This window comes from Aquipuribacter sp. SD81 (assembly GCF_037153975.1).
Classification (GTDB): domain Bacteria; phylum Actinomycetota; class Actinomycetes; order Actinomycetales; family JBBAYJ01; genus Aquipuribacter.
Genome location: NZ_JBBAYJ010000033.1, coordinates 17,714 through 30,728, shown reverse-complemented (window position 1 = coordinate 30,728; position 13,015 = coordinate 17,714). Strand labels below are relative to the sequence as shown.

The 13,015-nt window shown below is 75.6% G+C and carries 15 protein-coding genes; 7 read left to right on the top strand and 8 right to left on the bottom strand.

The window, feature by feature from the left end; translation table 11 throughout:
- The 4 genes from WAA21_RS16390 to WAA21_RS16375 form a co-directional block, all read right to left on the bottom strand.
- Positions 1–1,043: DUF222 domain-containing protein (locus WAA21_RS16390; RefSeq protein WP_336923915.1), on the bottom strand; the 1,043-nt coding region annotated here is incomplete at its 3' end.
- A gap of 64 nt (positions 1,044–1,107) precedes the next feature.
- A complete protein-coding gene (locus WAA21_RS16385; protein WP_336923914.1) occupies positions 1,108–1,662 on the bottom strand; it encodes an isochorismatase family protein in 555 nt (184 codons plus the stop codon).
- Positions 1,663–1,702: 40 nt separating this feature from the next.
- On the bottom strand, positions 1,703–2,455 hold the full coding sequence (locus tag WAA21_RS16380; protein WP_336923913.1) for an SDR family oxidoreductase: 753 nt from the start codon (positions 2,453–2,455) through the stop codon (positions 1,703–1,705).
- Positions 2,452–2,874 carry a hypothetical protein gene (locus WAA21_RS16375; RefSeq protein WP_336923912.1) on the bottom strand — a complete coding sequence of 141 codons (423 nt, stop codon included), beginning with the start codon at positions 2,872–2,874 and terminating at the stop codon, positions 2,452–2,454. The genes WAA21_RS16380 and WAA21_RS16375 overlap by 4 nt, the downstream gene beginning before the upstream one ends.
- Before the next feature lie 20 nt (positions 2,875–2,894).
- Here WAA21_RS16375 and WAA21_RS16370 point away from each other — a divergent pair, with 20 nt between their 5' ends.
- On the top strand, positions 2,895–3,296 hold the full coding sequence (locus WAA21_RS16370) for a PPOX class F420-dependent oxidoreductase (RefSeq protein ID WP_336923911.1): 402 nt from the start codon (positions 2,895–2,897) through the stop codon (positions 3,294–3,296).
- A gap of 3 nt (positions 3,297–3,299) precedes the next feature.
- On the opposite strand, the gene WAA21_RS16365 is transcribed toward WAA21_RS16370, so the two are convergent.
- On the bottom strand, positions 3,300–3,692 hold the full coding sequence (locus WAA21_RS16365; RefSeq protein ID WP_336923910.1) for a hypothetical protein: 393 nt from the start codon (positions 3,690–3,692) through the stop codon (positions 3,300–3,302).
- A 66-nt stretch (positions 3,693–3,758) separates the two neighbouring features.
- On the opposite strand from WAA21_RS16365, the gene WAA21_RS16360 reads away from it, so the two are divergent.
- The 6 genes from WAA21_RS16360 (at position 3,759) to WAA21_RS16335 (ending at position 11,327) form a co-directional block, all read left to right on the top strand.
- On the top strand, positions 3,759–4,433 hold the full coding sequence (locus WAA21_RS16360) for a hypothetical protein (protein WP_336923909.1): 675 nt from the start codon (positions 3,759–3,761) through the stop codon (positions 4,431–4,433).
- A 74-nt stretch (positions 4,434–4,507) separates the two neighbouring features.
- On the top strand, positions 4,508–5,797 hold the full coding sequence (locus WAA21_RS16355) for a GNAT family N-acetyltransferase (RefSeq protein ID WP_336923908.1): 1,290 nt from the start codon (positions 4,508–4,510) through the stop codon (positions 5,795–5,797).
- A 53-nt stretch (positions 5,798–5,850) separates the two neighbouring features.
- Positions 5,851–6,330, top strand: a complete 480-nt coding sequence (locus WAA21_RS16350; protein ID WP_336923907.1) for a hypothetical protein — start codon at positions 5,851–5,853, stop codon at positions 6,328–6,330.
- Positions 6,331–6,424: 94 nt separating this feature from the next.
- Positions 6,425–8,236 carry an N-acetylglutaminylglutamine amidotransferase gene (locus tag WAA21_RS16345; protein ID WP_336923906.1) on the top strand — a complete coding sequence of 604 codons (1,812 nt, stop codon included), beginning with the start codon at positions 6,425–6,427 and terminating at the stop codon, positions 8,234–8,236.
- Positions 8,233–10,017 (top strand): N-acetylglutaminylglutamine synthetase, encoded by a 1,785-nt coding sequence (ngg, locus tag WAA21_RS16340; protein ID WP_336923905.1) that lies wholly within the window; start codon positions 8,233–8,235, stop codon positions 10,015–10,017. The genes WAA21_RS16345 and ngg overlap by 4 nt, the downstream gene beginning before the upstream one ends.
- Positions 10,018–10,094: 77 nt before the next feature.
- Positions 10,095–11,327: an osmoprotectant NAGGN system M42 family peptidase gene (locus WAA21_RS16335; protein WP_336923904.1), complete on the top strand. Its 1,233-nt coding sequence runs from the start codon at positions 10,095–10,097 to the stop codon at positions 11,325–11,327.
- A gap of 21 nt (positions 11,328–11,348) precedes the next feature.
- Here the strand turns inward: WAA21_RS16335 and WAA21_RS16330 are convergent, their stop codons facing one another.
- The 3 genes from WAA21_RS16330 to WAA21_RS16320 are packed head-to-tail and all read right to left on the bottom strand — an operon-like array spanning position 11,349 to position 13,003.
- The gene (locus WAA21_RS16330) at positions 11,349–11,816 is read right to left on the bottom strand and encodes a PH domain-containing protein (protein WP_336923903.1); all 468 of its coding nucleotides are present in this window, start codon (positions 11,814–11,816) and stop codon (positions 11,349–11,351) included.
- Positions 11,817–11,826: 10 nt separating this feature from the next.
- On the bottom strand, positions 11,827–12,708 hold the full coding sequence (gene hisG, locus WAA21_RS16325; RefSeq protein ID WP_336923902.1) for an ATP phosphoribosyltransferase: 882 nt from the start codon (positions 12,706–12,708) through the stop codon (positions 11,827–11,829).
- 31 nt (positions 12,709–12,739) lie between these two features.
- Complete coding sequence (locus WAA21_RS16320; protein ID WP_336923901.1) at positions 12,740–13,003, bottom strand: phosphoribosyl-ATP diphosphatase; 264 nt, start codon at positions 13,001–13,003, stop codon at positions 12,740–12,742.
- Positions 13,004–13,015 lie beyond the last annotated feature (12 nt).

Sequence of the window (13,015 nt, the reverse complement as noted above, 5' to 3'; positions counted from 1 at the left end):
CCGCCGTCGCGCAGCCGGACCAGCCGCGCCAGGCCCGGCGGGGCGCAGCGGGCGCGGGACTCCGACGCCACCACCGCACCCAGCGGGTCCAGCAGCAGCCGGGACACGAACACCCTCCCGTCCTCCTCCAGCGTGCGGGCGACGACGTCCCGCGCCCACGCCGACGGCACCGTGCCGATGCCGTCGAGCCGCGCGGGCTCGTCGTCGCCGCCGAGCAGGGCGCGGTCGGTCATGACCAGCTGGACGGCGACGTCGGGCGCCGACGGCACCGGCGCCACCGCAGCCACCGGCGTCGCACCGGCGGACCCGAGGACGGCACCGACGAGCGCGTCCGCCATGACCTGCCCCCGGCTGCGCTCGTCCCCCGCGCAGCGGGCCGTCTCGGCCGAGCGCTGGAGCGCGACCTGGACCGACACCGCCTGGCGCACCGGCAGGAGCGCCGTCAGGTAGGCCATCGTGTCCGGCGCGGGGCGGACGGTGACGCACCGTTCGCCCTCGGCCCGGCGGGCACGCTCGACCACCGAGCGGGGGTCGAGGCGGTAGGCGACCTGGCGCACGCGGGCCACCAGCGCCCGGTCCCCCAGCCGTTCCAGCTCGTCGAGGCCGGCCGCGACCTCCTCGTCGACCGCCTCGCGGTCGGCGCGGGCCAGCACCGCGGTCTCGCGCACGAGCAGCGTCGCACGCCACTCGCTGATCCGGCCGGCCTCGAGCCCGGCCAGCGTGTGCGGCATCTCGTCCACGAGGGCCCGGGCCAGGCCGAGGTGTCGACCGCCCCGGTGCGGGGACTCCCGCCGCGCCAACGCCACCTCCGACGCGACGCCCCGACCCCGCTCCCGCGCCGGCACCCCCGCCGCCGCCTCCGCCTCGCACCGCGACCGGTACAGGTCCGCCGCATCACGCGCCTGCGCCGCCGCAGCCGCCGCCTTCAGCTCCTCCAACGCGCGGATCCGGTCGACGCGCGCGGCGTCGTCGACCGCCGGTCCCAGCCCCGCGAGGGCGGTGGCAGCCGCGAGCACCTCAGCGGCTGCACCGGACTCGAACACGTGTTCGATTCTACGTGAGCCGTCCGACAGCCGCCACCCTGACCGTGTGCTGTGGACGACCGGCTCAGCGGACGAGGTCGACGTCGGCGCTCTCCACGACCTCGGCCGTGCGGCCGGGGGCGGTCTGGAAGCGCCAGTACAGGTTGGTGTGGGCGACGACGGCCGCCGGCGGCGGCGCCCCCCACTCGGTGAGGTCCTCCGTCGTGTGCGCGTCCGCGACGAGCGTCACGTCGTAGCCGCGCACGAAGGCGCCGTGGATCGTGGAGCGGATGCACGCGTCGCTCTGGGCCCCCGTCACCACGAGCCGGCCGACGCGACGTCGCGCGAGCACGTCCTCGAGGTCCGTCGCCTCGAAGGAGTCACCGTGCCGCTTGTGCACGACCGGCTCGCCGTCGGCGACCGCCAGCTCGGGCACGAGCTGCCACGGTTCGCTGCCCCGCGGCAGGTCGTCGGCGGAGTGCTGCACCCACACCACCGGGACCCGCTCGCGACGGGCGCGCTCGACCAGCGAGCCGACCGCCGCGACGACGGCGTCGCGCTCGTGCGCGGCGCCCACCACGCCCTTCTGCAGGTCGATGACCACGAGCGCCGTCCCCGGCCTGTCCGTGAGGGTCGTCATGACCGGACGCTAGGCGCGACCACCGACGGTCCCGTGGGAGTCAGAGCCCCCCGGACACCCGCAGGACGGCACCGCTCACGTAGGACGCCTCGTCCGACAGCAGCCACCACACCGCGGCCGCGACCTCGTCCGGCTCCCCCGCGCGCCGCAGCGGCACCGACGGTGCCACGCGGTCCGGGCGGCCCGGCTCGCCGCCGGCCGCGTGGATGCCCGTCCGGGTCGTGCCGGGCGACACGCACGCGACCCGGATGCCCGACGGGCCGACCTCCTTCGCCAGCCCGACGGTCAGGGCCTCGACGGCCGCCTTGGAGGCGGCGTAGGCGACGTACTCCCCCGGCGCGCCGCTCTGCGCCGCCACCGACGACACCGTCACGAGCACGCCGGGCGTGCCCACGGCCTCCCACCGGCTCACGCACTCGCGGGCGAGCAGCAGCGTGCCCGTCGCGTTGACGTCGACGACCCGGCGCACGACGGCGGCCTCGGTGTCGACGAGCCGCCCGAGCCGGCCCGTCGTGCCCGCGTTCGCGACCACGTGCGTGACGGGCCCGAGGACCGCGGCCGCGTCGAGGACGGCCTCGGCGGCGCCGTCGTCGGCGAGGTCGGCGCGGACGTCCACGACCGACCCGCCGAGCGCCCGCAGCGCACCGACGGTGTCGCGCGCCGCCGCCTCGTCGTCCCGCCACGTCACGCACACCCGCCAGCCGGCCGCGACCGCGCGGTGCGCGACGGCCGCGCCGATGCCGCGGGTCCCGCCCGTCACCACGAGCACGGGTGAGCCGGCCGTCCCCCTCACGCGCGCGTCCGCCGCAGCCACCACAGCCCGGCGAAGGGCAGCCACAGCGGGATGAGCAGGTAGCCGCTGCCGAAGTGCGACCACACGGTCGGCTCCGGGAACAGGTCGGGCCGCACGAAGCTGAACGCCCCGACCACCACCACGCCGACGGCCTCCGTCCCGACCGTCCACCACGCGAGGCGCCTGGCCCACGCCCGGTCGACCGCCAGGGCGACGGTCGCGAGGACGTAGACGGCCGCCGCGACGGTCGTGAGGACGTACGCCAGCGGCGCCTCGTCGAACTTGGTGAGGACCTGGTACACCGACCGGCTCGTCGCGCCGACCGCGAGGACGGCGTACAGCGCGACGAGCACCTTGCCCGGGCCGGAGCGGGTCGCCCGTGCCGCACCCGAACCGGGCGCCTGGTCCTCGACGGTCACGGGGCATAGCGTGCCCCGTCATGACGCGCGGGACCGAGCCGGCCCGGGTGGGCGACCTCGCGGGCAGCGAGTACGTGCTGCTGACGACGTTCACCGCCGACGGCCGGCCGAAGCCGACCCCGGTGTGGGCGGCGCCCGACGGCGACGCCCTCGTCGTCGTGAGCGACGCCGAGGCGTGGAAGGTCCGCCGGGCCCGCCGCACACCCGGCGTCACGCTCGCGGCGTGCACCGCCCGCGGCACGCCGACCGGTGCGGAGGTGCGCGGCGTGGTGACGGTCGTCGGGGACGAGCACCTGCCCCGTGTCCGCGCGGCCCTCGTGCGCACGTACGGCTGGAAGTTCCGGCTGTTCGGTCTGGTCCAGCGGGTGCGCCGCGAGCGGCTGGTCGGGCTCGTCGTGCGTGACGTGCCCGACCCCGCGTGAGGCTCACGCCCCCGGTGGTGCGCCGATCTGCTGCACGCCGCTCCACAGCGACCACAGCCGCAGCACCATGACCGCGACGGTCAGCCCGGCCACGGCGAGCACCGCGCTGCTCCAGCGGTCCGGCTCGTCGAGCGCGACCCAGCCGACGGCGCCCGGCAGCACGAGCACGACCGTCACGAGGTAGCTGACGAACAGGACGGTCGAGCCGACCGGCTCGGTCCCGTCCACGAGCAGCACGACGGCGACGAGGGCCTGGACGAGCAGCAGCGCGCCCAGGGCGGCCGACAGCAGCAGCAGGGCACGCCCCGGCGCCCGGTCGCGGCGGGCCGCCACCAGCCCCCACACCATGACGACGGTGGCCCCGCCGACGAGGAGGGCGACGAGCGGGCCGGTCACACCGCCAGGGTCCCACCCCCGGGACCGACGTCCTGCGTGCGGTCCCGGTCGAACTACCGTGTCCGCGTGGTGGGCGCCGGGGCGGAGGAGCGCGACGAGGCGGTCGACGCTGCCGTGGACGCGGTGCTCGACGCCGAGCGGACCACCCGCAGCGGCGCGGTCCGCGGCACGGCGGTGCTGCTGCCCAAGGTCCTGCGGGCCGTGCAGGAGCGGGCCGACCGGCCCCCGGCGGTCGTGCTCGTGGACGGTCGCAGCGGCAGTGGCAAGACGACGCTCGCGCGGTTCCTCGCCCGGGCGCTGCGGCAGAGCGACGTCGACGTCGGCGTCGTGCACATGGACGGCATCTACCCCGGCTGGGACGGCCTCGACCCGGCGGTGCGCACCCTCGCCGACGACGTCCTGCCCGAGCTGCGCGCGGGCCGGCCGGCCCTGCTGCCGACGTGGCGGTGGTCCACCGGCACGCCCGGCCCGGAGCTGACCGTGCGGCCGCGGGACGTCGTCCTCGTGGAGGGTGTCGGCTGCGCGTCGCGCGCGGCGCGCCTGCACGCCGACCTCGTCGTGTGGCTCGAGGTCCCCGAGGCCGTGCGGCACGAGCGGGCGATGCTGCGCGACGGCGACGCCTACCGGCCGCACTGGGACCGGTGGGCCGACCAGGAGGAGCGCTACCTGTACCGCGAGCGCCCGGACGACGCGGCGCACGTCGTGCTGGGTCCCGACGGCCGCACCCCGCACCGCCTCTGACGGGACCGTGCGCGGCGTACCTCCTCGCGAAACCGGCGTGACGGGCGGCGGCGCCCGCCCCTAGCGTCACGCCGGTGACGACGCTGCCGACCGGCCTCACCATCTCCTCCCCCGACGTCGAGGACGTCGAGCAGCTCGCGTCGTGGCGGCGCGGCTTCACCGACGTCTTCGGCATGCCGGGCAGCACCCCCGAGGAGACGCGGGCCGCCCAGGTGCCCTACCGCGAGCAGCGGCTGACGGGGGTCCGCGACGGCGGGCGCTGGGTCGCGACGTTCCGCTCGTGGGCCGGCACCAGCGCCGTCCCCGGCGGCGCGGCGACCGGCCACGACGACGCCGACGTGCGCTCCGTGGACTCCGAGCTCGTCAGCTCGGTCGCGGTCGGCCCGACCCACCGTCGCCGCGGCGTGCTCACCGCGCTCATGGCCGACTGCCTGCACCACGCCCGCGAGCGGGGCGCGGTCCTCGCCACGCTCTTCGCCAGCGAGGTCCCGATCTACGGCCGGTTCGGCTACGGCGTAGCGACGGAGGTCGCCGACCTGCGCCTCGACCCGAGGGCGGTGCGGCTGCGGCCGCGACCGGACGCGGGCCGCGTGCGGCTGTCCGACGACGACGAGCTGCTGCGGGTCGGACCGGACCTGTTCGAGGCCGCCAGGCTCCGCATGCCGGGCGCGGTCGGCCGCAACGAGATGTCGTGGCAGCGGCTCGCGGAGCGGCTGCCCTCCCCCGGCGCCGACGCCCCGGCCCCACCGCGGCTGCAGCTCGTCCACGAGGCGGCAGACGGGACCGTCGACGGCTACGCCCGGGTGCGGCTCGAGGGGAAGTGGGACGACGAGGGCCCGGCGAACACCGCGACGGTCGACGACCTCACCGCCCTGCGGCCCGAGGCCGCGGCCGCCCTGTGGCGGACCGTCCTCGACCTCGACCTCGTGCGCACGGTCTCGGTCGGCCACCGCACGCCCCACGACCTGCTCCGGACGCTCGTCGGCGACCTGCGGGTGGTCCGCACGACCGTCCACGACGGGCACTGGTGGCGCGTGCTCGACCCCGTACGGCTCCTGACCGCGCGTCGCTGGGGCGCGCCCGGCCGTTCCGTGCTGGAGGTCCACGACCCGGACGGACCCGCGGGCGGGCGGTGGCTCCTCGACGTCGACGAGACCGGGGAGGCGACGGTGACGCCGTCGACGGCCTCCGCGGACCTCACGCTGCCGGTCCAGGTGCTGCCCGCGGTCGTGTGCGGGGTGCGGGCCCTCGGGCCGCTCGCCGCCGCGGGCGACCTGCAGGAGGAGACGCCGGGGGCCGTCGCGCGCCTGGAGCGCACCGCCCGGGTGGGCCCCGTCGCCCTCGCCGCCGTGCAGGGCTTCTGACACCGTCGGCGCCGCGCCGGGACACCGGGCGGCGTCGTGCCTAGGCTGGGCCGATGAGCCTGCGACGCGAGTCCCCGAGCCCCGGCCGCTGGTGGCGCGTGCCGCTGCTCGTGCTGCTGTCCCTCGCGGGGCTGCTCGGGCTCGGCTGGGTCCTCGTGTGGCTGCGGCGCGACGACGACGGGCCGCCCGGCACCTCCGTCAGCCAGTCCCCCGGACCGCCGGCCTCCCGCGCGGTGCACCGCGTCGAGCCGGACGACGACGGCCGTGACGAGCCCGCCGCCCCGCCGTCCCTCGCCACGGCGACCGCCCCCGAGTCGGCGACGGCGTCGGTCGGGGACGACCTCACACGCGTCCAGGGGGTGGGCACCCGCTCCGCGGAGGCCCTCGCCGCGGCCGGCATCGGCGACCTGCGCGCCCTGTCGGAGGCGTCCGCGGCCCAGGTCGGCGACGCCCTCGACGCGGCGGGCCTGCGCCGCTCCCCCACCTTCGCGACGTGGCCGGGCCAGGCCCGGGACCTGCTCGGCCCGGCCTGAGGCCGACCGGGCCGCAAGCAGCACGGTCGGCGCGACGCGCCCACCGACCGACCCGGCTGTGCGCCGGGGCCGCCCATTCGGAAGGGTAGGGGCCATGTGCGGCATCAGCGGTGAGATCACCTTCGACGGCTCGCTCGCCGATGTGGGCGCCGTCGTCCGGATGGCGGACGTCATGACCCCCCGCGGGCCGGACGGCAACGGCATCTGGTCGCAGGGCCGCGTGGCCTTCGGCCACCGGCGGCTCAAGATCATCGACCTGTCCGAGTGCGGCGCGCAGCCGATGGTCGACAACGACCTCGGCCTCGCGGCCGTCTTCAACGGGATGATCTACAACTACCGCGAGCTGCGCGCCGAGCTCGAGGGCCTCGGGCACCGGTTCTTCTCCACCTCCGACACCGAGGTCGTGCTCAAGGGCTACGCGGAGTGGGGCACGCGCTGGGTCGACCGCCTCCTCGGCATGTTCGCCGTCGTCATCTCCGAGCGCGACACCGGCAGGGTCGTGGTCGCGCGCGACCGGCTCGGCATCAAGCCGCTGTACCTGTCGCGCGGCACCGGCACGCGGAACCGGCTGCGCTTCGCCTCGACCGTGCCGGCGCTGCTCGCGGGCGGCGACGTCGACACGAGCATCGACCCCGTCGCGCTGCACCACTACCTGTCGTGGCACGCGGTCGTCCCCGCGCCGCACACGATCCTCAACGGCGTCCGCAAGATGCCCCCGGCCACGGTCCGCGTGTACGAGCCCGACGGCACGTACGAGGACACCCGCTACTGGTCGCCGGACTACACCCGGCGCGAGGAGCACGCGGGCTGGTCGTTCGACGACTGGACGGACGCGACCATCGAGGCTCTGCGCACCGCGGTGCGCCGGCGCATGGTCGCCGACGTGCCCGTCGGGGTGCTGCTGTCCGGCGGGGTGGACTCCAGCCTCGTCGTCGGGCTGCTCGCCGAGCAGGGCCAGGCCCACCTCGCGACGTTCAGCATCGGCTTCGACGCGGTCGCCGGTCGCGAGGGCGACGAGTTCCGCTACTCCGACGTCGTCGCCGAGCGCTTCGGCACGAACCACCACCGCATCCGCGTCGGGCAGGACGAGCTCGTCGGCTCCCTCGAGCACGCCATCACGAACATGTCCGAGCCGATGGTGAGCCACGACGTCGTGGCCTTCGACCTGCTGAGCCGCGAGGTGTCCCGCCACATCAAGGTCGTGCAGTCCGGGCAGGGCGCCGACGAGGTCTTCGCCGGCTACCACTGGTACCCGCCGTTGCAGGGCCTGCGGGTGGAGGACGCGCCCGAGGCGTACGCGAAGGCGTTCTTCGACCGGGACCACGCGGCCATGGCGCGGGTCGTCTCCCCCGCCGTGTACGAGGCGATGAACGCCGCGGACCCGGACGGGCCGTCGTTCGCCTACGTCCGCGACCACCTCACGCAGGGCCGGGCGGACACCGCGGTCGACGCCGCGCTCCGCCTCGACACCGAGGTCATGCTCGTCGACGACCCCGTGAAGCGCGTCGACAACATGACGATGGCGTGGGGGCTGGAGGCCCGCGTGCCGTTCCTCGACCACGAGCTCGTCGAGCTCGCCGCCATGTGCCCGCCCGAGCACAAGCTCGCCGACGGCGGCAAGGGCGTGCTCAAGGCGGCGGCCCGCCGCGTCGTGCCGCGCGAGGTCATCGACCGCCCCAAGGGCTACTTCCCCGTGCCGGCGATCACCCACCTGCAGGGCAAGGTGCTCGACGTCGTCCGCGACGCGCTGCACGCCCCGGCCGCGCGCTCCCGCGGGCTGTTCCGCGACGACTACGTCGAGCAGCTCATGGCGGACCCGAACGCCGAGCTCACGCCGCTGCGCGGCAACAAGCTGTGGCAGCTGGGGCTGCTCGAGTGGTGGCTGCAGGCCCACGAGGTGGGGTGAGCGACGTGTCGAGCCGTCGTCGCCCGCGCGTCGCCGGCCTGCGCGGACGGCCGGGCATCACCTCCCAGCCGTGGACCCCCGTGCCGGACCACCTGCGCCGGGACATGCAGCGCGACGTCCTCGTCGACATGGGCTGGGGCCGGCTCGTGTTCGGCCAGACCTTCTACGACCTCACCGGGATCCTCGACGCGCTGCGCAGCGAGGAGACCGGCGAACGGGACATCTGCATCTACCCGCCCGACCCGCAGGTGCTCGTGGGCCTCGCCCCCACCGAGCTGTTCATCGACCCGAGCTACACGCTCCGCCTGCCGCTGCACCGCTACCGGCGCCAGACCACGCCGACGCGCGGCCTGCTCGTGCGCACCGTCGGGGCGCGCGAGGAGCTGCTGGAGGCCAACCGCATCTGCGCGAGCGTCGGCATGGTGACCGGCGACGTCGACGTGCTGTGGGCGAACCAGCGCACGCGCACGTTCACCTACCTCGTCGCGCAGGACACGACGACGGGCGCGATCGTCGGCACCGTCACGGGCGTCGACCACGTGCTCGCCTTCGACGACCCGGACGGCGGCAGCAGCCTGTGGGCGCTGGCGGTGGACCCGCAGGCCCGCGTGCCGGGTGTCGGCGAGGCGCTCACCCGCACGCTCGCGCAGCGCTACCAGGCCCGCGGCCGCTCGTTCATGGACCTGTCGGTGCTCGCGTCCAACACCTCGGCCCTCGCGCTGTACGAGAAGCTCGGCTTCGTCCGGACCGCCTCGGTGTGCGTGAAGCGCAAGAACCCCATCAACGAGCCGCTGTTCGCGCCCCGGCCGGACTCCATCGACGACCTCAACCCGTACGCGCGGATCATCGCCGAGGAGGCGCTGCGCCGCGGCATCCGGGTGCAGGTGACGGACGGGCGCTGGGGCGAGATGCGCCTCACCCACGGCGGACGCCGGGTGCTGACCCGCGAGTCGCTGTCGGAGCTGACGAGCGCGGTCGCCATGAGCCGCTGCGACGACAAGCGCGTCACCCGCCGGCTGCTGCAGCGCGCCGGGGTGCCGGTCGCCCGCGGCCACGAGGTGCTCGGCGGCGAGGTCGGCGAGGCGGAGGAGGCGTTCCTCGACGAGGTCGGTGACGTCGTCGTCAAGCCCGCCCGCGGCGAGCAGGGCAAGGGCATCACGGTGGGTGTCGACGGGGCCGAGGAGCTGCGGGAGGCGGTCGCGACGGCGTACGCGCTGTGCCCGGACGTGCTGCTCGAGGAGCGCGTGCCCGGGGAGGACCTGAGGGTGCTCGTCATCGACGACGAGGTCGTCGCGGCGGCCGTCCGTCGCCCGGCGACGGTCGTGGGCAACGGCCGCGACAGCGTCGCGGAGCTCGTCGGGGCGCTCTCGCGGCGCCGCCAGCGGGCCACCGGCGGGGAGTCGAGCATCCCGCTGGACGCGACGACGGAGGCAGTCGTCCGCTCCGCCGGCTGGTCGATGGACGACGTCCTGCCGAAGGGCGAGCACCTGCAGGTGAGGCGGACCGCCAACCTGCACACCGGCGGCACGATCGAGGACTGCACCGACGAGCTGTCGCCCGCGCTGCGCGAGGCCGCGGTGCGCACCGCGCAGGTCATCGGCATCCCCGTCACGGGCGTCGACTTCCTCGTCCCGTCGCCGTCGGCGGCCGACGGCTTCACCTTCGTGGAGGCCAACGAGCGGCCGGGGCTCGCCAACCACGAGCCGCGCCCGACGGCCCAGCGCTTCGTCGACCTGCTGTTCCCGGGCACCGCCCAGCCGCGGGCGGACGACCACCCGTGACGGGCCGGGCCGTGACGGGGCGGCCTTGACGGGGCGGACGTGACGGAGCAGCCCGACGCGTCTGCGACGATCGCACGGTGACCCGCACCTCCCCCGCCACGCGCCGCACCGTCCGTCCCGTCCGCCTCGACATCGACGCGGAGTACCTGCGCGACGTCATGCTCGAGCTGCTGTGCATCCCCAGCCCGTCCGGGCGCACCGACGCCGTCATGCAGCGCGTGGGCGACCTGCTGTCGCAGATGGGCGTCGACCTCGACATCACCCGGCGCGGGGTGCTGCGCGCGACCGTCCCCGGCCGTCGCGACGACGTGAACCGCGCCGTCGTCGTCCACGCCGACACGATCGGGACGATGGTGAAGCGGCTCAAGGAGAACGGCCGCCTCGAGGTCATGTCGGTCGGCACGCACTCGGCCCGCTTCGCCGAGGGCGCGCACGTCACCGTGCTCACCGACGACCCGGAGAAGACGTACACCGGTACCGTCCTGCCGCTGAAGTCGAGCGGGCACACGTACGGCGACGAGATCGACGTCGCCGCGATCGGCTGGGACCAGGTCGAGGTCCGGATCGACGCGCCCGTGTACGACGTCGCGGGCCTCATGTCGCTCGGCGTCCAGGTGGGCGACTTCGTCGCGCTCGACGCCGGCCCGCAGATCACGCCGATGGGCTACGTCAAGTCCCGCCACCTCGACGACAAGGCGGGTCTCGCGGCCTGCCTCGCGGCTTTCAAGGCGTTCACCGAGGCGGGCATCACCCCGCCGGTCACCGCGCGGCTGCTCGTCACCATCGGCGAGGAGGTCGGCCACGGCGCGACCCACGGCTTCGACTCCGGCACCGCCGAGATCGTCGCGGTCGACAACGGCGTCGTCGCCCCCGGGCAGCAGTCCCGGGAGGAGGCGGTGAGCGTCGCCATGATGGACTCCACCGGCCCCCACGACTTCCACCTCACGCGCCGGCTGCTCGCGCTCGCCGAGGAGCACCGCATCCCCGCCGTCCGCGACGTGTACCGGGTGTACCGCTCCGACGCCGCGCCCGCGGTCGAGGCGGGCGTGGAGGCGCGGACGGCCCTGCTCGGGTTCGGCCTCGACTCCTCCCACGGTCACGAGCGCACCCACCTCGACGGGCTGTGCCACCTCGCGGAGCTGCTCGCGGTCTACCTGCAGACCGACCTGACGTTCCGCGACTGGGACAGCAAGGAGTACGGCACGCTCGAGGACTTCCCGGCCATGGACGCGGTCCAGCCGACGCCTATGGAGTCCACGGAGGTCGACCGGCGCGTGGCCGAGGGCGACCGGCGGGTCAACCACACCTGAGGGCGTCCCACCGGCGGTGGGTCAGCCCGGTCGGCCGTCGCCGTGGGCGTGCAGCTCGACGAGGGTCGCGAGGCGTACCGCCTCGCGCGAGGCGTGCCCGCCGTCGGCGGTCTGCAGGGCGAGGACGGTCGCGGTCGTCCCGTCGGACAGGTCGAGACGGCCGAACGTCGAGTCCCTCCCGAAGCGCACGCCGACGACCTGCGCCCACGCGAGCCGCCGGGTCGTGAGGACGTTGCGGACCACGAGCCCGTCCTCGGCCGGCAGGACCGCGACGGCACCGAAGCGGACGAGCAGCCACACGCCGGCCCCGGCCACCACGAGGAAGCCGACCCGGTCCGGCACCGTCAGGCCCGGGTAGGGCGGGAAGCCGGCCGCGAGCGCGCCGAAGACCACGAGCCAGGCGACGGCCAGCACGTACGGCACCCAGCGGCCGGCCCGCGGGCGGAGCGGGCGGTGCAGCCGCGCCCGCTCCGCGGCGCGGTCGCTCACCGCGGGTCGCTCACAGCCGGCACGCGTGGATCTCCGTGACGAGGATCGCGCGCGCCCCCACCTCGTACAGCTCGTCCATGACGCGGTTGGTGTCGCTGCGCGGGACCATGGCGCGCACCGCCGACCAGCCGGAGTCGTGCAGCGGCGAGACGGTCGGCGACTCCAGGCCGGGTGTGACCGCCGCGGCCTGCTGCACGAGCTCGTTGCGCACGTCGTAGTCGATGAGGACGTAGCGCCGCGCGGTCATGACGCCCGTCAGCCGGCGCGCGAGGACCTCTACCCCGGGGTGGGCGACCTGGTCCGGCTGGCTGCCGTCGGGCACGACGAGGACGGCCTCGGACTCCAGCAGGGGCTCGCCGAAGACCTCCAGGCCCGCGTTGCGCAGCGTCGTGCCGGTCTCCACGACGTCGGCGATGACGTCGGCGATGCCGAGCTGCACCGCGGACTCCACCGCCCCGTCGAGCCCGACGACGTCGGCGTCGATGCCGCGTCCCGCGAGCCACGTGCGCACGAGCCCCGGGTAGGCCGCCGCCACGCGGCAGCCCACGAGCTGCTCGACGGTGCGGGGCCCGCCCGCGGGCGCGGCGAAGCGGAAGGTGGAGCGCGCGAAGCCGAGCGGCAGGACCTCCCGCGCGGGCGCCTGCGAGTCGATCATGAGGTCGCGGCCCGTGATGCCCACGTCGAGGGTGCCGGAGCCGACGTAGACGGCGATGTCGCGCGGGCGCAGGAAGAAGAACTCGACGTCGTTGTCGGGGTCGACCATGCGCAGCTGCTTCGGGTCGCGGCGGCGCCGGTACCCGGCCTCGGCGAGGATGTCGTGCGCGGCCTCGGACAGCGAGCCCTTGTTGGGCACGGCGACGCGCAGGCTCGTCCCGGTCGACGGGGTGCTCATGGCAGGGGGCTCCTCGAGAGGGTCAGCTCGGTCACAGGTGGCGGTAGACGTCGGCGAGGGTGAGGCCCCTCGCCACGAGCAGCACCTGCAGGTGGTAGAGCAGCTGGCTCGCCTCCAGCGCGAGGGCCTCGTCGGACTCGTGCTCGGCGGCCATCCACACCTCGGCCGCCTCCTCGACCACCTTCTTGCCGATGGCGTGCACGCCGGCGTCGAGCGCCGCGACGGTGCCCGACCCCTCGGGGCGGGTGGCGGCCCGGTCGCTGATCTCCGCGAACAGGTCCTCGAACGTCTTCACGTGGGAGCAGGC